The sequence below is a fragment of the Zoogloea sp. LCSB751 genome (genome assembly GCF_002028455.1).
In the GTDB taxonomy this organism is placed as follows: Bacteria; Pseudomonadota; Gammaproteobacteria; order Burkholderiales; family Rhodocyclaceae; genus Zoogloea.
Genome location: NZ_MWUM01000012.1, coordinates 125947 through 147026, shown reverse-complemented (window position 1 = coordinate 147026; position 21080 = coordinate 125947). Strand labels below are relative to the sequence as shown.

Annotated in this window: 22 protein-coding genes and 1 pseudogene; 6 read left to right on the top strand and 17 right to left on the bottom strand. The window is 65.8% G+C overall.

Annotation, left to right across the window (positions count from 1 at the left end; all coding sequences use genetic code 11):
* Window positions 1-53: 53 nt before the first annotated feature.
* The 5 genes and pseudogenes from B4920_RS15050 to B4920_RS28830 form a co-directional block, all read right to left on the bottom strand.
* Complete coding sequence (locus tag B4920_RS15050) at window positions 54-371, bottom strand: helix-turn-helix transcriptional regulator (RefSeq protein WP_079435515.1); 318 nt, start codon at window positions 369-371, stop codon at window positions 54-56.
* Window positions 361-480: pseudogene (locus tag B4920_RS30470) on the bottom strand (type II toxin-antitoxin system RelE/ParE family toxin); the annotation flags it as partial. The gene B4920_RS15050 and the pseudogene B4920_RS30470, both read right to left, overlap by 11 nt.
* Window positions 481-847: 367 nt before the next feature.
* Complete coding sequence (locus tag B4920_RS15040; protein WP_139379520.1) at window positions 848-1354, bottom strand: RloB domain-containing protein; 507 nt, start codon at window positions 1352-1354, stop codon at window positions 848-850.
* A 9-nt stretch (window positions 1355-1363) separates the two neighbouring features.
* Window positions 1364-2548, bottom strand: a complete 1185-nt coding sequence (locus tag B4920_RS15035; protein WP_079435513.1) for an ATP/GTP-binding protein — start codon at window positions 2546-2548, stop codon at window positions 1364-1366.
* Window positions 2508-2819 carry a hypothetical protein gene (locus B4920_RS28830; protein WP_139379519.1) on the bottom strand — a complete coding sequence of 104 codons (312 nt, stop codon included), beginning with the start codon at window positions 2817-2819 and terminating at the stop codon, window positions 2508-2510. The genes B4920_RS15035 and B4920_RS28830 overlap by 41 nt, the downstream gene beginning before the upstream one ends.
* Between B4920_RS28830 and B4920_RS15030 the strand changes: the two genes are divergently transcribed.
* The 6 genes from B4920_RS15030 to B4920_RS15005 all read left to right on the top strand — a co-directional run bounded on the left by B4920_RS15030 (window position 2818) and on the right by B4920_RS15005 (window position 6954).
* Complete coding sequence (locus tag B4920_RS15030; RefSeq protein WP_079435512.1) at window positions 2818-3075, top strand: hypothetical protein; 258 nt, start codon at window positions 2818-2820, stop codon at window positions 3073-3075. The genes B4920_RS28830 and B4920_RS15030 overlap by 2 nt on opposite strands.
* 127 nt (window positions 3076-3202) lie before the next feature.
* A complete protein-coding gene (locus tag B4920_RS15025; protein ID WP_079435511.1) occupies window positions 3203-3454 on the top strand; it encodes a type II toxin-antitoxin system prevent-host-death family antitoxin in 252 nt (83 codons plus the stop codon).
* 28 nt (window positions 3455-3482) lie between these two features.
* Complete coding sequence (locus B4920_RS15020) at window positions 3483-3770, top strand: type II toxin-antitoxin system RelE/ParE family toxin (protein ID WP_254050948.1); 288 nt, start codon at window positions 3483-3485, stop codon at window positions 3768-3770.
* Between the two features lie 27 nt (window positions 3771-3797).
* The gene (locus B4920_RS15015) at window positions 3798-4313 is read left to right on the top strand and encodes a hypothetical protein (RefSeq protein ID WP_079435509.1); all 516 of its coding nucleotides are present in this window, start codon (window positions 3798-3800) and stop codon (window positions 4311-4313) included.
* 83 nt (window positions 4314-4396) lie between these two features.
* Window positions 4397-5602: a Calx-beta domain-containing protein gene (locus B4920_RS15010; RefSeq protein ID WP_079435508.1), complete on the top strand. Its 1206-nt coding sequence runs from the start codon at window positions 4397-4399 to the stop codon at window positions 5600-5602.
* A gap of 62 nt (window positions 5603-5664) precedes the next feature.
* Window positions 5665-6954 (top strand): glycosyltransferase, encoded by a 1290-nt coding sequence (locus B4920_RS15005; RefSeq protein WP_079435507.1) that lies wholly within the window; start codon window positions 5665-5667, stop codon window positions 6952-6954.
* A 66-nt stretch (window positions 6955-7020) separates the two neighbouring features.
* Here the strand turns inward: B4920_RS15005 and B4920_RS15000 are convergent, their stop codons facing one another.
* The 12 genes from B4920_RS15000 to B4920_RS14940 all read right to left on the bottom strand — a co-directional run bounded on the left by B4920_RS15000 (window position 7021) and on the right by B4920_RS14940 (window position 20930).
* Window positions 7021-8400, bottom strand: a complete 1380-nt coding sequence (locus B4920_RS15000; protein WP_079435506.1) for a TolC family outer membrane protein — start codon at window positions 8398-8400, stop codon at window positions 7021-7023.
* Window positions 8401-8403: 3 nt separating this feature from the next.
* Window positions 8404-9777 carry an HlyD family type I secretion periplasmic adaptor subunit gene (locus B4920_RS14995; protein WP_079435505.1) on the bottom strand — a complete coding sequence of 458 codons (1374 nt, stop codon included), beginning with the start codon at window positions 9775-9777 and terminating at the stop codon, window positions 8404-8406.
* A gap of 34 nt (window positions 9778-9811) precedes the next feature.
* Complete coding sequence (locus B4920_RS14990) at window positions 9812-11539, bottom strand: type I secretion system permease/ATPase (RefSeq protein WP_079435504.1); 1728 nt, start codon at window positions 11537-11539, stop codon at window positions 9812-9814.
* Between the two features lie 29 nt (window positions 11540-11568).
* On the bottom strand, window positions 11569-13293 hold the full coding sequence (locus tag B4920_RS14985) for a type I secretion system permease/ATPase (RefSeq protein ID WP_079435503.1): 1725 nt from the start codon (window positions 13291-13293) through the stop codon (window positions 11569-11571).
* A 22-nt stretch (window positions 13294-13315) separates the two neighbouring features.
* Window positions 13316-13957, bottom strand: coding sequence for a hypothetical protein (locus B4920_RS14980; protein WP_216819881.1), 642 nt, complete (start codon window positions 13955-13957; stop codon window positions 13316-13318).
* A gap of 76 nt (window positions 13958-14033) precedes the next feature.
* A complete protein-coding gene (locus B4920_RS14975) occupies window positions 14034-14897 on the bottom strand; it encodes a PIG-L deacetylase family protein (protein WP_079435501.1) in 864 nt (287 codons plus the stop codon).
* A 16-nt stretch (window positions 14898-14913) separates the two neighbouring features.
* On the bottom strand, window positions 14914-15996 hold the full coding sequence (locus tag B4920_RS14970; RefSeq protein ID WP_079435500.1) for a glycosyltransferase family 2 protein: 1083 nt from the start codon (window positions 15994-15996) through the stop codon (window positions 14914-14916).
* Window positions 15993-16889 carry a lysophospholipid acyltransferase family protein gene (locus B4920_RS14965; RefSeq protein WP_079435499.1) on the bottom strand — a complete coding sequence of 299 codons (897 nt, stop codon included), beginning with the start codon at window positions 16887-16889 and terminating at the stop codon, window positions 15993-15995. The genes B4920_RS14970 and B4920_RS14965 overlap by 4 nt, the downstream gene beginning before the upstream one ends.
* Window positions 16876-17916: a glycosyltransferase family 4 protein gene (locus B4920_RS14960; protein WP_079435498.1), complete on the bottom strand. Its 1041-nt coding sequence runs from the start codon at window positions 17914-17916 to the stop codon at window positions 16876-16878. The genes B4920_RS14965 and B4920_RS14960 overlap by 14 nt, the downstream gene beginning before the upstream one ends.
* The gene (locus tag B4920_RS28445; RefSeq protein WP_161493308.1) at window positions 17917-18897 is read right to left on the bottom strand and encodes a GNAT family N-acetyltransferase; all 981 of its coding nucleotides are present in this window, start codon (window positions 18895-18897) and stop codon (window positions 17917-17919) included.
* Complete coding sequence (locus B4920_RS14945) at window positions 18878-20128, bottom strand: ABC transporter ATP-binding protein (RefSeq protein WP_079435496.1); 1251 nt, start codon at window positions 20126-20128, stop codon at window positions 18878-18880. The genes B4920_RS28445 and B4920_RS14945 overlap by 20 nt, the downstream gene beginning before the upstream one ends.
* Entirely contained in the window at window positions 20118-20930 is an 813-nt protein-coding gene (locus tag B4920_RS14940) for an ABC transporter permease (RefSeq protein ID WP_079435495.1), read from the bottom strand. The genes B4920_RS14945 and B4920_RS14940 overlap by 11 nt, the downstream gene beginning before the upstream one ends.
* Window positions 20931-21080: the final 150 nt, after the last annotated feature.

The following is a 21080-nucleotide window of genomic DNA, read 5'->3' as shown; positions in this document are numbered from 1 at the left end:
GTCTTCTCTTTCTTCTTGGGCATACCTTCATCCTTTCTGGATGCTGTTATGCCTCAAACACAAAAATTCCGACAGGCCCGGCGCTTGCCACAGGCATGTGCGTACTTGCGCAGCGTGGCGAACGAGGGGGAATGGTTTTCGCTTCGAATCGAGGCTTCCAAGCGCGACACGGCGCTCTTGGTCGTACCCATTCGAGCAGCGACTTCCTCTTGGGTCAGGCCCGCCTGCTTACGGGCCTGCAGCAGTTCGTTAAGTGCTGCGTACTCTTCTTCCAATCCATCCCACGCGGCCTTGAATCCCGGCCGTTGCATGGCGTGCGCAAGCTCTGCCTTGGTGTCCAGGCGAACCGGCTTGAATTGCTCACTGTGCATGTTTGACCTCCTTCAGTCGCTTGCGGGCTGTCTTCAGTTCCCGGTCAGGTGTTTCCTGAGTCTTCTTGATGAAGCTGTGCAGGATCACGATCTGGCGCCCGACCATCGTGCAGTAGAACGCTCAGCCAATTCCTTCCTCGCCCTTGCAGCGCAGTTCGAAGAGACCATCGCCCATGGCGCGAGAGTGCGGTAGCCGCAAGTCGGCACTTCACGCAACCGCTCAGTCACGGCAAGGGCGATGCCCGGCAGCTAACCGGCCGGGTTCGCCCATCCTGCCGGCCAGTTCCGGTGCATGGGTGGGAAGTGGGTGGGGCACCCAAAGTGCGCTGATTGGCAGGCAGCGGGAGCTTCTGTTTCTTCCTTGGCATAACCATTCCTTTCGGGGATTACGTTATGCCTCAAACACAAGAATTCTGACAGGCTCAATTTTCATACCACCCAATGGTTTTTTTACGTGAAGATCACGCAGGGCGTACTCAGCGCCCTTCGAAAAATTTGAGCAGTTGATCCAGCTCGGTGATTGTCTGCCTGGCCGAGTCGAGCACTGCCTTCGAGAAATGACTGGCATAGCTTTGGCGCTCCGTCAGATTGATGCCCAACAGTTGCTCAAGCGCCTTCTTGCAGTCCGCAGATTGCGCAGGGGGGCGTTTACCCAGGATCGAAAGCAGTAGCCCTTCGAGGCAGGGCTTGGAGCCAAGCATTTCAATCTTGGCACTGCGTGCGTCTTTTTTCAGTTTGTCGGTCCAGGGGATGTCGGTGTCGAGCAAGGCGACGCGCTTGTCATGGCTCGCGATCCTGGATTGCTTGACCGTATGGTCGATGACATTTTCTGGCCCTTTGCCGTGGGCATTGCGCACCGTGACGGTAACCCCTGCACCACCGGAGCAGTAAAGTTCACGCAGGTGCTTGAGGAATGCTTCCTCCGAATCGCCCTCGCCAACGACCAGCAAGGTTTTTCGGACCCGATGCTGTTTGCGTGCCATCTCGGGCCCTCACAGTTGAGGGATGGCGCCATAGGCGCCAGCCATGTATTTGGCGTAGAGATTGTCGTCGGCCCGTACACCTTTGACACTGTCCAGGCGCCAGGCATCGCTTTCGCATGTGTCGCTTTTTTCCACCAGCACCACCTGGGCTTTGTGCAAGAGGCTCAACACCTCGATCGAGTGGCAGGTAAAAATGATCTGCGCATTGTGTGGGTTGGTTTTGGGAGAGAAGAACAGGTCCAGAATCGGCGTCAGCATATGGGGATGCAGGTCAGCCTCAAGTTCGTCGATAAGGACCAGGCCACCTTTGTGCAGTGCCGGCAGGATGCGAGAAAGCAGAATGAATGCGCCCTGGGTGCCACTGGACTCCTGAAATAACGTCAGTGGATGCTCTTGGTCGCCTACACGGTGAATACCGAAAGGGATGTGCATTTCTTCAGTCTTGCCGCTTTCGCGTGTCACGGTGTGTTTTTCTACCCGCACATCGGACAGGCCAAAATCCCACTGGTGCAACAGTCCAGCCATATGGGTACGGACCGCGGTGTTCTTTGCGTAGAACTCGGATGCGCGCATGATTTGATCGTGATCCATAGCCTGACGACCCAAGCCATGAACGTTGCTCAGAACGTTGGCTGAAGTCAGCTTCAGGGCTAGATCAACTTCGTACTGCGCGGCAGTCGAGATCAATGATGCGTTCTCGCGAACTTTTTCAGCCTCCTTCTGCAGCAGACCGAACTGCTGCTGCTTGAGCACATAGCCCTTGCGCTCAGGATTCCATTCGCGGGTGAACACGTACGAGAAGGCGCGACTCTGCTTCGTGTAGAGCGACTCGTGAAAAACGCGCTCCCTCGAGGCGACGAGTCGGTAGCGCCACTCTCGACCGTCAAGTTCGAACTCCACCTCGAAGGTGCTTGGCTCGGCCTCTGCTGAAAAATGCGCTGCGAGAGGAATTGGGTCGTCCGGTTTGGCATGGAAGGAGTGCTTTACGAACCAATCCACAAAGACCAGAGACTTGATGAGGGTTGTCTTGCCACTCGCGTTGGCACCAATGACCGCCATCGCTTTCGACAGACGCGTGCCGATGCCAGACGTGCAGGATCGGTCGTCCTCTGGTGTGTGGCGATTCAGTTCAAGCGAGATCCGCACGGGGTCTCTAAATGACTGGAAGTTCTGCAGGGTGAACGCTCGCAGCATGATCTTTCTCTTCGGCCTGTTTCGACATTTTTTTGTATGATGGGCTGTTTTGCAGATAAAATAAATACATTATTGGTAATTTTTGACGAAAATTTGTGGTAATTGAATCTTGGTGGCCTTTTGAGAGTGGCTCCAGAGTGCGCAGCGCTATCTCCGGATCCTCAAGGACCTCAAGGCGCTGCTGACGGGTGACTGATGCCAGCGATTCGACCCAGAGCCACGCCGGCCAGACAGGTATGCCATATCCCCACTGTGATACTTCGGGCGCCATGAACGACATTCTGATTATCAGCGGCACGACCCTCGCGCCCAATGTGAAAAGCCCCACCTCCGCGGCCGAAGGCGCCTGCGTGGACGAAGCGTTGGAGCTGCGTGCCATCGAGGCGGAATCCATCGGCTGGTGGCCGCTGGGCGACGATGCCTACCTCCACGCCGCGGAGCGGCCGGGTGCTGACGTGAGCGTCATCAGTATCGTCGGCTTGCCGCAGGATACGGAGGAGGGGGCCCTGACCCTGTTGCTGGTGTGAGCCGCGCCGTCTCGATGACTGAATTGCAGCGTTTGACCACGGAGTACGTGGATCTCTGAAGACTGTGTCTTGTTAGGCTCTGGAAATGGCTCTATATTTGTCTCCGAATATGTGCGGAGATAATGTCATGGATGCGATTTACGCCGACTACTCGGTCAGTATGTCCGAGTTCAAGAAGAATCCGGCCCAAGTCCTGCGGACGGCAGGTGAAAAGCCGGTTGCGGTACTCAATCACAACCGACCCGCCTTCTACATGGTTACGCCCAGGCTGTTCGAGGCCTTGGTGGAGGAGTTTGCGGACCGTGATCTAGTGGATCTTGCTCGTCAGCGCTTGAGTCAGAAGGATGGCGCGGTCGAGGTGGATATTGACCAGATCTGATTCAACCGGGGGGCCAACGCGGTATCGCTTGAAGTTCCTGCCTGCGGCTCTGGCGGAGTGGAACGCACTTGATGGCAGCGTCAAGGAGCTTCTCAGGAAACTCCTGAAGAAGCGCCTTGAGCAGCCTCACATGCCGGGGGCTGAGCTCCATCGAGATCTGCGCGACTGCTACAAAATCAAGCTGCGCAAACAAGGCTACCGATTGGTTTACCAGGTCGAGGATGATGTGTTGGTTGTCCTGGTGCTGGCGGTGGCCAAGCGTGAAGACATGGCGGTCTACCGTGCAGCAGTGGATCGTTTGTTGGGCGGAGAGTAGTTTGGGTTTGCCGCTGGCTAGACATTGATGACTGAATTGCAGCGTTTGACCACGGAGTACGTGGATCTGGAAGACCGTATCCGTTTGAGTGGCGAGAGCGCTCCGGGGGAGGCGGAGGTTGTGTGGCTGACCCGGCGCCTGGTCGACCGTCTCGTTCCCCATCTCTGCGCCTGGCTGGAGAAGCAGGGCGGAATGGGCCTTGCATCTGAGGATGCCGGTGTGGCGGATGCGCTGCAGGGTTTCGCCCTGCAGGCGGCGCTGCAGTCGCTGGTGCCGCAGCCGCCGGTGGCGCCGGAGCAGGCTCGGCGCAGCTGGCTGGTGCAGTCGGTGGATGTGACGGCCGGCGACGATGCGCTGCAGCTTGTGTTTCGGGGCGAGGACGACGCGCGGGTGTCGCTGGTGCTGCAGGCGCAGGCCCTGCGGCAGTGGCTGGGCATCCTGCACGCGCAATGCGTTGCGGGCGGATGGCCGCTGGAGGCCTGGCCGTCGTGGCTGGCCGAGCCGATCCCGGCCGGCACGCCGCCCGCGATGGTGCTGCACTGACGCGCGGGCCGCCCCGCGATCAAGGATAATGCGGGGCGAAGCCTTGTCTCACTACTGTCCCGCCGCTCCGTAGCGCCCATTCCATGGTCACCACTGTCACTTCCTTTACCGATCTCCGTAACCGTGCCCTGCCCGGAGAGGGTTACGACGGGGTCGTGCGCGTGTCGGCAGGTGGGTATTACGGCACCGGCGTGCTGCTCTACGACGGGCAGGCGGTGCTGACCGCGGCCCATCTGTTCGACCATGGCAGCATGACGGCCAGCGTGCGTTTCGAGACGGCCAGCGGCATCCAGACGATTGCTTCGTCCAGTGTGGTGGTGCATCCGCTGTACAACCACAACGGGAGCAGCGATCTCGCTCTGGTATGGCTGGGGCAGAGTGCGCCGCAGGCGGCCGAGCGCTACACCCTTTACCGGGACAGCGACGATATCGGCCAGGTGGCGACGCTGGTGGGCTATGGTCTGCCGGGTTTCGGTGCGACGGGAACCTTGGCGGGCTATAACGCGGGCGATCTGCGTTTGAAGGCCGAGAACCGGATGGATGCCGATTTCGGTACCTTGCAGGCGGGTCTGGGCAATTCCCTGTCATGGACTGCGCCGGCGGAGTCCCAGTTATTGGCTGATTTCGACGATGGCGTGATCACCCATGATGCGTTGGGCCAGCTGCTCAACCTGTACGACGCCGGACTCGGTGTCGACGAGGGGCTGATCGCCTCGGGCGATAGCGGCGGTCCGGCCTTCATCCAGGGGCAGCTTGCGGGTATCGCCACCTATACGGCGAGCCTGTATCAGGGCAGCGTTCACCCGGACATCGATGCCAACCTGAACAGCAGCTTTGGCGAGATCGCCGCGTGGCAACGGGTCAGCTATTACCAGCAGTGGATCGACCAGAGCCTGCGCACCCATTATCCCGACGCGCCGACCAAGCCGGAGGACGTGAAGAAGGCGGTGCCGGAGGGGAACAGCGGGACGACCCTCGCCTACTTCCTGCTGCAATTCACCGGTGTGCGCAGCGATCCCAACGAGATTCTCAGCGTGGATTTTGCGACTCGCGACGGCACGGCCAAGGCCGGCCAGGATTACGTGGCGGTCCACGGTACGCTGAAGCTCTATCCGGGTGAGAACCAGGCGGTGATTCCCGTCGAGATCGTCGGCGACACCGTGGCGGAGCCCGACGAAGCCTTTTATCTCGATCTTACCCACCCCGTCGGCGGCAGCTTCGGCGATGGGGTGGTCCAATTGACCGCGGTGCGCACCATCGTCAATGACGACGGCGGCGTTGTCGCGTGATCTCGAATCTTCCCCGTTGAGGCGAATTCATTCGCCCCCGTGGTTCCTGAAATCTTATCTGCATGAACATCCTGATCATTCATCCGCATTTCCCCGGCCAGTTCTCCCATCTGGCTCCCGCCTTGGTCCAGGCCGGGCACACCGTTGTCGCCTTGACGATGCAAGCCGTGACCGTGAAGGAATGGGAGGGCGTCCGCCTGGTCCCGTTTGCGCTGTTGCGCGGCAGCACGCCGGGGGTGCATCCGTGGCTGGCCGACCTGGAGGGCAAGACCGCCGTCGGCGAGGCCTGTATGCGCGCCGCGCTCGGGCTGAAGGCCGAGGGCTTCGAACCCGACGCGATCGTGGCCCATTCGGGTTGGGGCGAAAGCCTGTTCATCAAGGACGTCTGGCCGGAAGCGCGGCTGGGCATCTGCTGCGACCATTTCCGGCAGCCTGCCGACGGGGCCTTCGAGGCGGAGTTTGCCGACCCTGATCCGGCCCAGGGGCCGCGTCTGCGGATGCAGCAACTGGCCCAGCGCCTGCAGTTCGAGCAGGCCGACCAGGGCATGGTGCCGACCCGCTGGCAGGCCGATTCCTTCCCGCAGTCCTGGCGTGATCGCCTGTCGGTGGTGCCGGATGGGATCGACACCGATGCGGTGGGGCCGAAGGCGGACATCAGCCTGACCTTGAACGGGCAACTGGCACTGACCCGCCAGGACGAGGTGCTCACCTTTGCCTGCCGCGAACTGGTGCCCCAGGCGGGTTTCCACGTCTTCATGCGCGCCTTGCCGGACATCCTGCGGCGCCGGCCGGCCGCCCAGGTGCTGATCGCCGGTGGCGATGCGCATGAGACGGCCGCCCCGGGCGGGAGGGTCTGGCGGGAGTCCCTGGCTATCGCGCTGAAGTCACAGCTCACCGAGGCCGAGTGGGCACGGGTGCATTTCGTCGGTGCGCTGGCTGCGCCCCAGTGGATCGGGCTGCTGCAGTTGGCTACGGTGCATGTCCAGCTGAGCTATCCGTCGGTGGCTGCACCGGGCCTGCTGGAGGCGATGAGCGTCGGCTGTGCCATCGTCGGCAGCCGGACGGCTCCGCTGGAGGCCGCCGTGCAGGATGGAGAGACCGGCAAACTGGTGGATTTCTTCGACAGCCAGGCGCTGGCGGACGAGGTCTGCGCGCTGCTGGCCGATCCCGACGCGCGGGAGCGCCTTGGGCGCCAGGCCCGGGCATTCGTCGTCAGCCAGCATGACGTGCGGACGGTATGCCTGGCACAGCAACTGGCGTGGGTCGAAGGGCTGACCGCCGAGCCGCCTGCCGCGGCGCCCGGCTCCGCCGAATTGCGCAGCAGCCTGCGCGACATCCTCGCCCTCCTGTAGCGGCGAATTACCTGTGGGGTCAGGGCGAATTACCTGTGGGGGCGAATTCATTCGCCCGCCGCAGGTTCAGCCGCGCGGTGTGTCCAGCCAGGCGTTGATGGTCTCGATTTCCTTCTCGTTGAGGGAGCTCACCAGCCCCTGCAGGCGGACGCGGGCCAGGATGTAGGTGAGGCGGGCCTGGGCCAGGTCGCGCTTGGTGTTGATCAGCTGCTGCTGGGCGTTGAGGATGTCCACGCGGCTGCGGGTGCCGGCCGGGAAACCCTTCTGGTTGGAGTCGAGGGCCCGTTCGGCAGAGCGCTCGGCCTGCTGCAGGGCCTGGATCTTGGCGATGCCTTCGGTGATGTTCTGGTATTCCTTGCGCACCTGCAGGCTGATTTCCCGGCGGCGGGCTTCGTACTGCTGCTGGATCTTCTCGATGTTGGCGCGGGCCTGGCGCATCTGCGAGGACACGTAGCCGCCGGAGAACAGCGGAACATTGACCTGCACCCCGACCTGGGAGGTCAGGTAGCGGCTGTTGATGGAGACGTTGTTTTCGCTCTCGCTCATGCTGCGCTGGATGACCAGGTCGGCGGTCGGGTAGTGGCCGGCGCGGGCCTTGGCGAGTTCCTGGTTGGCCGATTCGATGTTGGCCCGCATCGCGCGCAACTCGGGGTTGATCTCTTCCGCGCGGGTGATCCATTCCTCCACGTCGGTCGGGAAGGGCGGGGTCAGTTCCAGGCGTGCCGGCACGAGATCGGCGAGGGCTTCCACCGGTTCATTGACGATGACCTGCAGGGCGCGGCGGGTGTAGCCGAGGTTCTGGCGGGCTTCCAGTTCCTGGGCGACGGTCATGTCGTAGCGGGCCTGGGCGTCATCCACGTCGATGACGGTGCCCTGGCCCTTGGCGAAGCTCTGCTTGGCGGCTTCCAGCTGGAAGCCGTAAGCATCCTTCTGGGCCATGATCAGCGCGTACTGGGCCTTGGCCATCAGGGCTTCGAAGTAGGCTCCGGCCATGCGCACGACGAGATCCTGCTGGTTCTTGTCGAGATTGGCTTCGGCGCTTTCCACGTCGGACTGGGCTTGCCGGTAGAGGGCGAAGTTGTACTTGCGGAACAGCGGCTGGCGCAGGCTGATGCCGTAGTTGCTGCTGAAGTAGTCGTAGCTCTGCTTGACCGGGTTGCCGAGGACGTTGATGGAACGCTGGTCGGTGTTGGCCTTGCTGCGGTACAGGTTGCTGGAGATGTTGGGCATCAGCTGCGCGCGGGCCTGGGGCACGGCTTCCCGGCGGGCGTCGGTGTCGGCGCGGGCGGCCTGGAAGCTGGCGTCCTGGCTGAGGGCGCGTTCGTAGGCCTGCATGAAGTCGATGGCGCCGGCCGGCGCGGCAGCCAGCGCCAGCCCGACGGCGGCGGTCAGGCGCGACAGGCCGGAGCCGGGCAGGATACGGGTGAGCTTGCGGATGGCGGACACGGCTTATTCCTCTTTCATCGACGCGGCGAGGCGCTTGAGCAGCGGGTGCAGCAGGTAGTTGAGGACGGTGCGCTCGCCGGTCTTGATGACGACTTCGGCGGGCATGCCGGCCTGCATCTGGCGATTGCCGAGTTCCTTCAGGCCCTTTTCGGTCAGGGAAATGCGGGCCAGGTAGTAGGCGTTGTTGGGCGCACCGGCGTTGCCCGGTTCCACGATCAGGTCGGTGGAGATGGAGTCCACCTTGCCTTCGACGACCAGCGCCGGCGAGTGGGCGAAGGTCGAGAAGCGCACGTCGGTTTCCTGGCCCGGCTGGAGGCGGTCGATCAGGTGCGGCGGCACGTGGGCTTCCAGCAGCAGGGATTCATGGCGCGGCACCACGTCCATCAGCTTCTGGCCCGGTCCGATGACGCCGCCGACGGTCTGGGTGGCCAGGGAGACGACTTGGCCTTCGACCGGCGAACGGATGATCGTGCGGGTCAGTTCGTCGCCGGAGGCCTTCAGCTTGTCGGCGTCGGCCTGCACTTCCCGGCGTACGTCGGCGAGCTGGCTGTCCACTTCCTTGCGGTATTCCTCCTGGCGCTGGCGTGCGCGGGAGCGGGCTTCGGCGATGCCCTGGCGGGCACGCAGGATGTTGCCCTGCAGGTCGGCCATCGCCGCGGTGGCGTCGGCCAGCATGCGTTCCAGTTCGAGCTGCTTGTTGCGCGGGGCGTAGCCGTCCTTGACCAGGTCGCGGATGCCGCTCAGTTCTTCCTGCAGGTTGTCGTGCTGGGCCTTGCGGCTGGCCAGGACGCCCTGGTAGCCCTGGATCGAGGCTTCCAGGCCGCGGATGCTCTCTTCGTAGGCCTGCTGATCGGCCGCCAGTGCGTTGCGGCGCGACTGGAACAGGCTCTGCTGGGTGTCCAGGGTTTGTTTGACCTGGGCGTCGCCGGCTACTTTTTGCAGGTCGGGGTGGAAGGTGATCTTGCCCTGGCCGGTCTGTTCGGCGACCAGGCGCCCTTCCATGGCGCGGACGGTCAGGTAGTGCTGGCGGACCGATTCGAAATTGGCCTGGGTGGTGGCGTCGTCGATGCGTACCAGCGGCGTGCCGGCCTTCACGAACTCGCCTTCCTTGACGAAGATCTCCTTCACGATGCCGCCGCTGAGGTGCTGGATGGTCTTGCGCTTGGTGTCCAGGGTCACGATGCCGGAGGTGGGGACGCCTTCGTCGAGCGGCGCGAGCGATGACCACAGCAGGAAGCCGCCGAAGCCGAGGCCGAGCACCCACAGGCCGATGCGGGCCGGGCGGCTGGTATCGGTGGGCAGCGGGGCCTCGGTGTCCTGAGACTGCTTGGCGGCGACGGGCAGGCCGCCGGAATGGGGTGCGGTTTGATTGACCATGACGGTTTCTCTGAGAAATTGGGGGCGACTGGGGTCAGGCGGGCTGGGCGGCGGGGCTGGGGCCCGGCTGGGCGGCGGCCTGGGCCTGAAGCGTGGCGATGACGTCGGCGCGGGGGCCGTACAGGGCGATGCGGCCGTCGTTGAGTACCAGCAGGCGGTCGGCAACGCTGAGGACGCTGGGCCGGTGGGTGATGACGAAGACGGTGCTGCCCTGCTGCTTGAGGTCCTGCACGGCTTTCAGCAGTGCGGTCTCGCCGACGTCGTCGAGGTTGGAGTTGGGCTCGTCGAGCACCAGCAGCTTGGGGTCGCCGTACATCGCCCGGGCCAGGGCGATGCGCTGGCGCTGGCCGCCGGACAGCAGGCCGCCGGCCTGGCCCATCTCGGTGTCGTAGCCCTGGGGGAAGCGCAGGATCATGTCGTGCACGCCGGCGCGCTGGCAGGCACGGATGACCTTGTCGGGCTCGACCTCGCCGAAGCGGGCGATGTTCTCGGCGATCGAGCCTTCGAACAGTTCGATGTCCTGGGGCAGGTAGCCCAGGTAGGGGCCCAGCTCATCCCGTTCCCAGCGTTCCAGCGGTACGCCGTCGAGCTGCACGCGGCCGTCGGTATAGGGCCAGATGCCCACCAGGGTGCGGGCCAGTGTGGACTTGCCGGAGCCGGACGGCCCGACCACGCCGATCACCTCGCCAGCCGGGAAGTCGATGGTGAGATCCTTGAGGATGGCCTGCGGGCGCGACGGCGCGGTGGCGATCACGTTCTTCAGGCTCAGCTGTCCCTTGGGTTCGGCATGGACCAGGGTGGTGTCCCGCGGCGGGTTCTGGGCCAGGGTTTCTTCCAGGCGCAGGAAGGCCTTGCGGGCGGACAGGAAGGACTTCCAGGTCATCACGATCATGTCCACCGGCTGGGTGACGCGGCCGAGCAGCACGTTGGCGGCGATCATCGCGCCGGGGCTCAGTTCGCCGCGGATCACCAATACCGCGCCGGCGGCCAGGGCCAGGGACTGTTGGGTGTAGCGCACGAACTTGGTCAGTGCCTTGACCCGCTCGGACACGTCGCTGGCCTGCCGGTTGAGCTCCAGGTAGTGCTGCTGGCGGGCTTTCCAGCGGGCGCGCAGGTTGGCGAGCATGCCCATCGCCTCGATGACTTCGGCGTTGCGCAGCTTGCTGTGGATGTAGCCGCCGACCTGGCCGCCGGCTTCCTGGGCCGCTTCGATGGATGCGTGGGACATGCGGTGGGACACCCAGGCCATGCCGCCGAGGATCAGCGAGAAGACGATGCCCAGGATGCCGAGCCACGGGTGCAGCAAGAACAGCACGATCAGGTAGATCGGCGTCCACGGGGCGTCCATCAGCGCGAACAGCCCGTTGCCGGTGAGGAACTGGCGGACGTTGGCGAGATCGCCGAAGCCCTGGGTGGGGGTTTTGCCTTGCTGGCGCAGCGCCGCTTCGAAGCTGGCGGCGAAGACGCGGGAGTTGAGCTGCTGGTCGAGCTTGACGCCGAGGCGCACCAGCACCCGCGAGCGGGACCATTCGGCAAAGGCGACGGCGGCAAAGCAGAGCAGCATGACGATGGTCAGCACCGTCAGCGTGACGAGGTTCTGGCTGAGCATCACCCGGTCGAACAGCTGCAGCATGTACATCGTCGGGGTCAACATCAGGATGTTGATCAGCACCGAGAAAACCAGGCACACCGCGAACTCGCGGCGGAAGGCCCACAGGGCGGCGCGCAGCTCGCTGTGCTGGAAGGAGGAAGGAGTCTTCATCAGGATTCGCGATGGGCTGGGTGTGGGGGTCAGGCGGCAACCGGCTGGGGCGCGGCCACGGCCTGCTGGGCGCCGCGTTGCAGGGCGGCGAGGACCTCGTCCCGCGGGCCGTAGGCTTTCACCTGGCCATCGGTGAGCAGGAGCAGGTTGTCCACGGCCACCAGCACGCTGGTGCGGTGGGTGATCACGATGATCGTCGAGCCCTGGGCCTTGAGGCTCAGCAGCGTCTGCACCAGCGAGCGTTCGCCGGCTTCGTCGAGGCTGGAGTTGGGCTCGTCGAGCACGATGAAGCGCGGCGTGTCGTAGATTGCCCGGGCCAGGCCGATGCGCTGGCGCTGTCCGCCGGACAGGCGGCAGCCGTCGTCGCCGATGTTGGTTTCGTAGCCGTCGGGCAGCGACATGATCATGTCGTGGATGCCGACGGCGCGGGCTGCGGCTTCCACCTTGGCCATGTCCACCTCGCCGAAGCGGGCGATGTTCTCGGCCAGTGCGCCGTCGAAGAGTTCCACTTCCTGGGGCAGATAGCCGAGGTAGGGGCCCAGTTCAGCCTTGTTCCACGGGTAGATGTCCACCCCGTCCAGACGCACCTTGCCGCTGGCGGCGGGCCATACGCCGACCAGCAGGCGGGCCAGCGTGGATTTGCCGGAGGCGGACGGGCCGATCAGGCCGACCACCGTGCCGGGGGCGACGCCGAACGTCACGCCGCGCAGGATGGCCGCCTGGGTGCCGGGGGCGCCGGCCACCACGCCTTCGACCGTCAGCTGGCCGGTGGGGGCGGGCAGCGGCATGCCCGGCTCCCGCAGGGCGACGTTGTCGAGGAGGGCATTGAGGCGCGCATAGGCTTCCCGTGCTGCCACCACCTGCTTCCAGGAGCCGATGACCTGCACGATCGGCGACAGCAGCTTGCCGCCGAGGGTCGAGGCGACGATGACCAGGCCGCCGCCATGGGGAAAGAGGCCGATGATGATGAACCAGCAGCCGGCGCCGAGCAGCAGCGAGGACTGGGATTGCTGCACGAATTTGGACAGGGCCGAGTAGGCGCCGGCCTTGTCGGAAGCCACGGCCTGCTGGCGCAGGGTTTCGTTCTGGCGTTTGAGCCAGCGCTTGTGGATGCCGCCCTGCATGCCCATGGCCTCGATGACCTGGGCGTTGCGCAGGCTGTTGGCGGCGTAGTTCTGCGCCGAGATGGCGGCACGGTTGGCGGCGCTGAGGGGGGCCTGGGTTTCGCGTTCGGTGAGCCAGGCGAGGCCGACCTGTATCAGGGCGCCGACGATGGACATCCAGCCCATTTCCGGGTTGATGAAAAAGATCGCAAAGATGTAGAGCATCGACAGGGGGACGTCGATGATCGCCGTCAGCGCATGGCTGGAGATGAAGTCGCGCACGCTGCGCAGATCCTGCAGCACCTGGGCGGTGGCGCCGGGAATGCGGCGCAGGTTGGCCTCGAAGACGGTGTTGAAGACCCGCTCGTCGATGCGTGCGTCGAACTTCAGCGCGATCTCGTGCAGCATGCCGCTGCGCACCCATTCGAGGGCTTCCATGACGATGTAGAGCACGACGATCAGCAGGGTCAGCATGCCCAGGGTCGTCAGGCTGCGGCTGTTCACCACCCGGTCGTACACCTGGAGCATGTACACCGTGGGTGCCATGACCAGCAGGTTGATGAAGAAGCTGAAGAAGATCACCCTGTGGAAGGATGATTTCTGCAGCATCAATGCTTCGCGCAGTGCGGATATTTTTTCGCCGGGCTTCATGGCTGTTACCTGGAGGGGGCTTTTACATGGACGCCGACTGGGCGGTTTCCGCAGTCGGGTGTGGGGAAGGGCTGTCTTCGGAGACGAGTACGTATTCGGGCAGGTCGCCGCTTGCGTCGAGGCTGGCGTCAGCGCCTTCGTCTTCGCCCGCTTGGGGATCGGCGAAGGTGAAGGACAGGCGGTAGCCGTCCGGCGTCTGGATCAGCACGATTTCGCGCAGTTTGTTTTCCTTGAAACGCTGCACGTCGGCGTCGGTGAGGTTGAGCTGGAACTTCATGCGCCCGTCGAGGGTGTACATGGACAGCTGGCCGACCTTGACGCTCAGCGTGTGACGGTCGAAATACACCGGCAGGCTGGGCTGGAACTGCAGCAGCGGCAGCGGTTTGTCGGGATGGCGGGCGACGTTGAACGGGCTTTGCGGGTGCTGGAACAGCAGCCGGCAGGTGCGCGACACCGAGTAGATCGCGTTGCAGACCATCTGCGAGCCGACCTGCGGGAAGCGTTCGCGCAGGCTGCGGTAGGCCAGGTGATGCAGGCCGACCCGGTTCCAGCAGCGGGTTTCCCGGACGATGGGCGCCAGCGCATTGCACACTTCGGCTACCGCCCGTTGCAGGGCGGCCAGACGCTCCAGCTGCTCGGGCTGGGCATCGAGGGGAATGTGCATGGAAAAGTTCATATAGGAGAATATACCACGGATTCTCCTATATGAACTTTTTACCCCCTCGTCTGCCCGGGTGGGGTCAGTGCCGTCTGCCGAACCGGTTGCGCAGATAGCCCAGTGCACGCAGGGGGGCCGTGATGCGCCAGGACGTGGACGCCAGCAGTTCGTCCCGCTGACGGCGCAGGGCGTCCACCTCGGCCTGCAAGGGGTTTTCCGCTGGGGTGGCGGGCTGTGGTGCCTGCAGGCCGGCCAGCCGTTTGAGCTCTTGCGCAAGCAGCGTCGGGCTGTCGCCGGAGAGGGCGCCCGGCGGGTAGTACTCGTAGGCTTCCGCGGCCTGTACCGATGCCGGCAAGGTGTAGGTACGGAACACGTTGAGGGCGTTGAGGTGGCGGTCGTAGGCCTGCAGTGCGAGCTGGGACGGGAAGCAGGCCATGGCTGCATGCTTGCGTGCCAGGACCGGGCCGATGTCGATCAGCAGGTTGGGGCGCAGGGGCGCGCTGACCTCGTAGGCCATCCAGCCGACGTGGCTGAGTTCGCGCACGACCTGCAGCGTGGCTTCGGCAAGACCCCGGTGGTCCGGGTGGTTCTCCCACAGGGATGGGGCGTAGATCAGGCTGGCGCCGCTGGCCACGATGGCGTCGCGGATGCGTCCGGCCAGGTCGGCATCGTTGCGGACGTGGCGATCGGGGATGCCCCAGCAGGCCGGCGCCGGAATGCCCAGCGCCCGCGCGGCGGCCCGGCTTTCCTCCAGGCGGGCGGCGGCTTCGCCGGCTGCGTCGCCGCCGGTGACCAGGACCACGTGGAGTTGGGCGCCCGCGTCGGCGTGCAGGGCCAGGGCTCCGCCGCAGCCGAAGATCTCGTCGTCCGGGTGCGGGGCCAATACCAGGATGTGCCGGTCCGCCGGCAGGGGGCCGGCCTGGTAGGGGATGAGGGTGTCTTCCATGGGCGGCTGAATCCGTCTAGTTGAGCCAGCTCCAGCAGCGCTGCAGCTCGGGGGCGTCGGTGGGCGAGCCGAGGCGGGCAAAGTAACGCCCGCCGGTAAAGCGCTGCCAGCACTCCGCCGGTATTTCGGCGCAGGGGCCGTGGCCGATGCGGCCCATGGCCGGTACGAAGTTGAGCGCCGGGCTGACTTCCAGCACCCAGCCGGCCTGCAGCGCGTCAGGGACGGGCAGGCGGATCGGTTCGCCGGCAATGGGCTGCAGTTCGGGCGGGAGGGCCGGGCCGGGGGCTGCGTGGCGCTCGATCCATTCCGCCAGGCGGGCGCGCAGGCGACCCTGGAAGTGCTTGGCGTGGTACAGGGGCCAGCCGCGGGACATCATCGCGTCCTTGCCCGGGTGATGGTCGTACTGGTGGACGGCGCGGGCCACAGGGTCGACGAACAGGCGGTAGCCGGCGTCGTGCAGGCGCTGCATCAGGTCGGAGTCTTCCCAGTACATGAAAAAGCGCTCGTCGAACAGGCCGCCGGCCTTGTCGATGGCGCTGCGTTTGAGCAGCACGTGGCCGCCGGACAGGGCTTCGACGCGCACCGGGGCCGTGGCGGTCCACATCTGCAGGGCCTTGCGGCGGAAGGCCTGGGCGTAGCGTGTCCCGAGGGTGGGATGCAGGCGCGACACGGCGCGGCGCAGATAGTCGTCGAGGGACGGGAAGGTGCTGGGCGGCAGCGCAAAGCGCGCGTCGTCGTCCCAGAAGGTGAGCGGCCCGACGGCGCCGGTGCGTGGGGAGGCGAACAGCGTGGCGGCCAGCCGGGCGAGGGCGCCGGGCTGCAGCCGGGCGTCCGGGTTGAGCAGCAGGATGGCATCCCCGCTGGCCTGGGTCAGGGCCGCGTTGCAGGCGGCGGCGAAGCCGGTGTTGCGGGCATTCTGCACCGTCTGCACGGACGCTGGCAGCAGGCTGCGCAGACGGGCGTATTCCTCGTCGGACTCGCTGTTGTCGGCGACGATGATCTCCAGTCCGTCGATGTCGGGCTGCGCCAGTAGCGAGGCGACGGCGCCGGCCAGCAGCGGTGCCGTGTGGTAATTGACCAGCAGGGCGGAGATCTTCATGGGGCGTCGGGGGTTTCCAGGTACTGCTCGATGATCGGCAGGGCCATCCACTGGGCCGGTGCCTCCCGCACGATGCGGCTCAGGCTGTCCGCGTAGCCCTGGAGGGTGGCTGCGACCGACTCCGTCGGCAGGGGCGCTTCGATGCGCAGGCTGCGCGCCCGCCGCGTCGTGCCGATCAGGCTCCAGGTCGGCAGGAAACGCGCCTTGTACTTGTGGCCCAGTTCGAACAGCCGCGCGGGCAGCGTGGCCGGGCGGTCGAAGAGGGTGACCGGGTGCCGTCCGCCCGGGAACAGGCGGCGGGGCAGGTCGGGCAGGACCAGCACGACGCCGCCCTGGCGGCACACCGATACGATGCGCTTGTCCATCCAGCCGGCGAAATCGGTGTACAGGTAATGGCCGCCGATGCGCCTTTCGGTGCTGGCGTAGTTGAAGCGCTCGAACAGGCGTCGCGGCGTCGGATTGGCCGGGCTGTCGTCCACGCTGCGGGCCACCGGGAAAACCGGGATGCCGACGCGCTGGAGGGCGACCGCGATGGTATAGAAGCTGCCCAGGTGGCCGGTGAGCAGGAAGACCGGGCCTTTCTGCTGGCAGGCTGCCTGCAGATGGGGCAGTCCCTCGATGGTGTAGCTCGGCGAGGCTGGCAGCTGGCAGCGGTAGGCATCGGCTTCCCGCTCGATCTTGCAGTGCAGGGCCTGCCGGCAGGCTGCATCCAGGGCCTCGTCCGTTGCGGCGGCGCCCCACAGGAACTGCAGCGCATGACGGGTCGGCGCCAGGTCTGCCCGGTGGAAGTGCTGCATCCGTGCCTCCATGCGCCGTCCGCCGAGGCCGGCGGCCCAGAAGGGGGTGTCGATGAAGTAATGGCGCCAGGCCGGCAGGTCGTCACGCAGGGTCATCGGGGTTCTTCAAGGCTTCTTCGAGGCGCCGGGCAACGGCTGCCCCGCTGTAGTGGCGGCGGATCAGTGGCGGGCCGCGGCGGCGCAGGCGGCGACGCAGGGCGGCATCGTCGAGGACCGCTTGCAGGCCGTCGGCCAGGCCGGCCGGATCGCCCGGCGGGACGAACACGGCATAGTCGGCTTGCGGGTCGAAGCGGGTGAAGGAGGCGATGCGTGTCGCCACACAGGGGATGCCGCAGGCGAGGGCCTCGGCCAGCGGCAGGCCGAAGCCTTCCCCTTCCAGCGACGGCGATACGGAAACGTCGGCCGAGCAGATCAGGTCGTGCATCTGGCGGGGGGAAATGCCCACGTGGAAGGCATCCACCGGTGTGATGGCGAGCTCTTCGTCGCCCGGTGCGACGGTGGCGACGCGCAGCAGTTCGATGGCCGTGCCTCGCGCCCGCAGCATGCGGACCGCCTGCAGCGCGTCGTCGATGGCCTTGACGTCGATCCCGTATTGCCCGACGACCAGCACGCGCCACGGCGCGCCGCGCAGGCGCCGCTGCCAGCGGGGCCACGGCTGGGGGGGCGTGAACAGGTCCACGTCCACGATCTGGCCGATGTCGTACACCGGGAAGGCGGCGCCGAACTCCCGGTGCAGGCGCTCGCTCAGCCAGGGGCCGACGGTCAGTTTGGGAATCGGCTGGCGGTAGGCGGCGTCGATCTGCGCCCGGATGTCCCGGTATTCGCGGATGTCGCCCTCATAGCCCTGGCACAGGTGCACCGTGCGGCGGGCGCCGATCTGCAGGGCGGGCCAGACGGTGAACCAGAAGGTGGCGACGACGACATCCGGGGGGCCGTCGGCAAAGGGGGCGTCCAGGTCGCTCAGGTATTCGATGTCGACGGGGTAGGGATACCAGTCGTGACTGCCGCGTACCGCCCGGATGCTGACCCGGTGCCCGCGCTGTCTGAGAAAGCGGGCCTGGTCGAAGACGACACGCACGCCGCCGCACAGCTCGGCCGACATCAGGAGGTAGCAGATGTGCATCTAGCGGTAGTCCGTGTCCCCGCCGGTCAGCCACCAGGCCTCGTGGAAGCGTTCGAGGATGTGGGCCGGGCCGAGGGGGTTGGCCATGATGCGGAATTCGAGCGGCTCGCAGCTGTCGGCGAGGGCGCCGAAACGCCGGGCGAAGCGGCTGCTCAGCCACAGGTCGAGGCGTTGGCCGCCGCTGTGCGCCAGCCATTCGCGGCAGGACTGCAGGACGCGGGGAAGGTGTTCGAGCGGGCCGATGAGATCCATCAGCTCGCGCTCGGCGCCGTCGCCGCGTACGACGAAGGCGCCGAGCGGGCGCCCCAGCCAGCGGCTGCGCACGATGAACAGCTGGTAGCGGTTGAGCGGGTGCTCCAGGTAGCGCCAGCGCAGGTAGGCGGCATCGCGGATGCCGACCAGTTCGTCGGGCAGGTTGGCAGCCATTGCTGCCCATAGCCGGTCGATGGTCGTTGCGTCGGCTGCGTCGAGGCTGCTGGCCGTGCAGCGATCCGCGCGCCAGCCGGCAGGGTGTGGCGTGAAGCTCAGCTTGAAAACGCTGTCGATCTGGGTGAAGACACCGAGCCTCTCGCCGAGGCGCATGGCCCGTTCGCTCGGGAACCCGAAACAGATCGCGTCGGGATTGTCGGGGCCGGCCTGGGCGGCCAGCAGTGTGTGGATCACGCCGGCGAAAGGGGATTGCTGGCGGGCCAGCCCGCTGGGCTTGCGTGCGCTGGCCATCAGGTCGCCCAGTTGCGCGGCCCGTGCCGGTCGACCGCCGGCAAGGATGCGCCGGAAGAACACCCCGCAGTGCACCAGCAGCGGGCCGTCGGCCTCCCAGGCACCCCAGGACTGGCCACGTCCTTCGGCATATTTCCAGTGCAGCATGGCCGGGCTGATCGGGAGCTTGAAAACCTCCTGGAACAGGGCCTGGATCTGCGGCATGTCGGCCGGTGTGGCCTGGCGGACCTGCAGGGTGCCGTCAGCGGCGGGTGCTTTCATTCGGGGTCTCCGGGGTATGCCATTCCCGCGGGATGAAGACCACGCCTTGTTCGATGCCGGTCTGCATGACCTCGATCTGCACGCAGTGGGGGGCATGGTCGTAGATGTGCATCATGCGCTCGCAGCCGAGGAACAGGCTCATGCTGTATTCGCCACGCATCAGCGGGATGCGCGGTAGCCGCAGTTCCGCTACCCCGCTGCCGTCCGGACGGCGCTGCAGCGGGGTGCCGTCGTACAGGCTGCCGGCGCTGGTGACCGTCAGGCCGCTGCTGTTCTCGATGCCGAAGGCGATGGAGGGGGTCGGCAGGGACGGGTCGGAGGTGAAGGCGATGCGCACCGTCAGGTCGGATTCGCCGGCGCGCAGGCAGACGCGCGTGCCGGATTGTCCATCGGCCTCGGCGGTGATGCTGACGAAGCGGGCTTCGCCGGCGGCCACCGGGGCGGCGGGGGCTGCGCCGTCGCTGGCTTCGGCCTGCGGGGGGGCCGGGCTGTCCACCAGCAGGGCGGTGTTGAAGGCCTGGGTCACCTTGCCCGGTGCGCCTTCCATGCGGACCTTGCCGCGTTCCAGCCACAGGGCGTGGCTGCAGATGGCCTCGATGTGGTACATCGAGTGGGAGCAGAACAGGATCGTGGCGCCCTTGTCGCGCAGCTGCATGATGCGGTCGAAGGATTTGCGGGCGAATTCGCCGTCGCCGACCGACAGGGCTTCGTCGATGACCAGGATGTCGGGCTCGATGCTGGTGGCGATGGAGAAGGCCAGGCGCACGTACATCCCGCTCGAGTAGGTCTTGACCGGCTGATCGATGAAGTCGCCGATGCCCGAGAAGGCCACGATCTCATCGAAGCGCGCCTCGGTTTCGGCCCGGCTGAGCCCAAGGATGGAGGCGTTGAGGAAGACGTTCTCGCGGCCGCTGAAGTCCGGGTTGAAGCCGGCGCCCAGTTCCAGCAGTGCGGCGATGCGGCCGTTGACCTCCAGTTGCCCTTCGGTGGGGGTGAGGGTGCCGCAGATCAGCTGCAGCAGCGTGGACTTGCCGGCGCCGTTGCGCCCGATCAGGCCCAGCACTTCGCCCTTGTGGAGGGTGAAGCTGACGTCCTGCAGGGCGTGGAAGGTGCGGCCGTAGCGGTGCCGGTCGCCGGTCAGCAGTTGCTTGAGGCGGTCGAAGGGGCTGTCGTACAGCTGGTAGTTCTTGCTGAGGCCGCTGGCGCGGATGGCGATGACGTCAGAGGACATCGGCAAACCCCTTGCGCGTGGCCTGGAACAGGACCGCTGCCAGCACGGCGAAGGCGCTGGCGGCGGCGGCGAACAGGGCCAGCGCGTTCCAGTCGGGCCACAGGCCCTGCAGCAGCACGCGCCGCACGTTGTCGATGATGGTCGTCAGCGGGTTGAAGTACATCCAGGTCCGCATCGGTTCGGACAGGGACTCCAGCGGATAGAACACCGGCGACAGGAACATGGCGAGGCTGACCACGAAGTTCATGATCTGTCCGATGTCGCGGATGAACACCCCCAGCGCCGACAGCAGCCAGCCGAGCCCCAGCAGGAAGGGCAGGAAGGGTAGCAGCACCAGCGGCAGGGCCGCGGCGCTGGGCTGGACGCCGCCCGGGTGCAGGAAGGCGACTGCGGCCAGCAGGACCAGCACGCTCAGCGCCAGGTGGAACAGCCCCGACAGCACCGCTACCCACGGCAGGATCTCGAGAGGGAAGGCGACTTTCTTGACCAGGTTGGGCTGGTCCACCACCAGGCGTGGGGCGCGCCCGGCGATTTCGGCAAACAGGTTGAAGACGATCAGGCCGGCAAAGATGTACAGGGCGAAGGTCAATCCGCCGCCGCTGCCATGTCCGGCGCCCGGCCAGCGGGCCTTGAAAACGTCCACGAAGACGAAGGTGTAGACCGCCAGCATCATCACCGGGGTCACGAAGGACCAGCCTACGCCGAGCAGGGAGCCGCGATAGCGCCCCAGCACCTCGCGCCGGCCAAGCTGCCAGATGAGCGTGCGATAGGCGAGGGGCAGGAAGAACGGCAGGCTCGGCATGGGGGGGCGGGGGCGGACCGGCGCCGACGGGCGCGTTGCCGGGTACATCGAACAGGCCCGCGAATATAGCAAATACGTGATCGCTCCGTAAGCCGCGGGTCCCCACCGCGGTTGCGGCGGGAAAGGCTGTTGCCTGATACTGGGGCGGAT

Bases quoted from the DNA above. Each gene is read 5' to 3' on its own strand.
- B4920_RS15050 (WP_079435515.1), bottom strand. From the start codon at position 371: ATGCACAGTGAGCAATTCAAGCCGGTTCGCCTGGACACCAAGGCAGAG.
- B4920_RS15040 (WP_139379520.1), bottom strand. From the start codon at position 1,354: ATGGCACGCAAACAGCATCGGGTCCGAAAAACCTTGCTGGTCGTTGGC.
- B4920_RS15035 (WP_079435513.1), bottom strand. From the start codon at position 2,548: ATGCTGCGAGCGTTCACCCTGCAGAACTTCCAGTCATTTAGAGACCCC.
- B4920_RS15030 (WP_079435512.1), top strand. From the start codon at position 2,818: ATGAACGACATTCTGATTATCAGCGGCACGACCCTCGCGCCCAATGTG.
- B4920_RS28830 (WP_139379519.1), bottom strand. From the start codon at position 2,819: ATGGCGCCCGAAGTATCACAGTGGGGATATGGCATACCTGTCTGGCCG.
- B4920_RS15025 (WP_079435511.1), top strand. From the start codon at position 3,203: ATGGATGCGATTTACGCCGACTACTCGGTCAGTATGTCCGAGTTCAAG.
- B4920_RS15015 (WP_079435509.1), top strand. From the start codon at position 3,798: ATGACTGAATTGCAGCGTTTGACCACGGAGTACGTGGATCTGGAAGAC.
- B4920_RS15010 (WP_079435508.1), top strand. From the start codon at position 4,397: ATGGTCACCACTGTCACTTCCTTTACCGATCTCCGTAACCGTGCCCTG.
- B4920_RS15005 (WP_079435507.1), top strand. From the start codon at position 5,665: ATGAACATCCTGATCATTCATCCGCATTTCCCCGGCCAGTTCTCCCAT.
- B4920_RS14995 (WP_079435505.1), bottom strand. From the start codon at position 9,777: ATGGTCAATCAAACCGCACCCCATTCCGGCGGCCTGCCCGTCGCCGCC.
- B4920_RS14990 (WP_079435504.1), bottom strand. From the start codon at position 11,539: ATGAAGACTCCTTCCTCCTTCCAGCACAGCGAGCTGCGCGCCGCCCTG.
- B4920_RS14985 (WP_079435503.1), bottom strand. From the start codon at position 13,293: ATGAAGCCCGGCGAAAAAATATCCGCACTGCGCGAAGCATTGATGCTG.
- B4920_RS14980 (WP_216819881.1), bottom strand. From the start codon at position 13,957: ATGCACATTCCCCTCGATGCCCAGCCCGAGCAGCTGGAGCGTCTGGCC.
- B4920_RS14975 (WP_079435501.1), bottom strand. From the start codon at position 14,897: ATGGAAGACACCCTCATCCCCTACCAGGCCGGCCCCCTGCCGGCGGAC.
- B4920_RS14970 (WP_079435500.1), bottom strand. From the start codon at position 15,996: ATGAAGATCTCCGCCCTGCTGGTCAATTACCACACGGCACCGCTGCTG.
- B4920_RS14965 (WP_079435499.1), bottom strand. From the start codon at position 16,889: ATGACCCTGCGTGACGACCTGCCGGCCTGGCGCCATTACTTCATCGAC.
- B4920_RS14960 (WP_079435498.1), bottom strand. From the start codon at position 17,916: ATGCACATCTGCTACCTCCTGATGTCGGCCGAGCTGTGCGGCGGCGTG.
- B4920_RS28445 (WP_161493308.1), bottom strand. From the start codon at position 18,897: ATGAAAGCACCCGCCGCTGACGGCACCCTGCAGGTCCGCCAGGCCACA.
- B4920_RS14945 (WP_079435496.1), bottom strand. From the start codon at position 20,128: ATGTCCTCTGACGTCATCGCCATCCGCGCCAGCGGCCTCAGCAAGAAC.
- B4920_RS14940 (WP_079435495.1), bottom strand. From the start codon at position 20,930: ATGCCGAGCCTGCCGTTCTTCCTGCCCCTCGCCTATCGCACGCTCATC.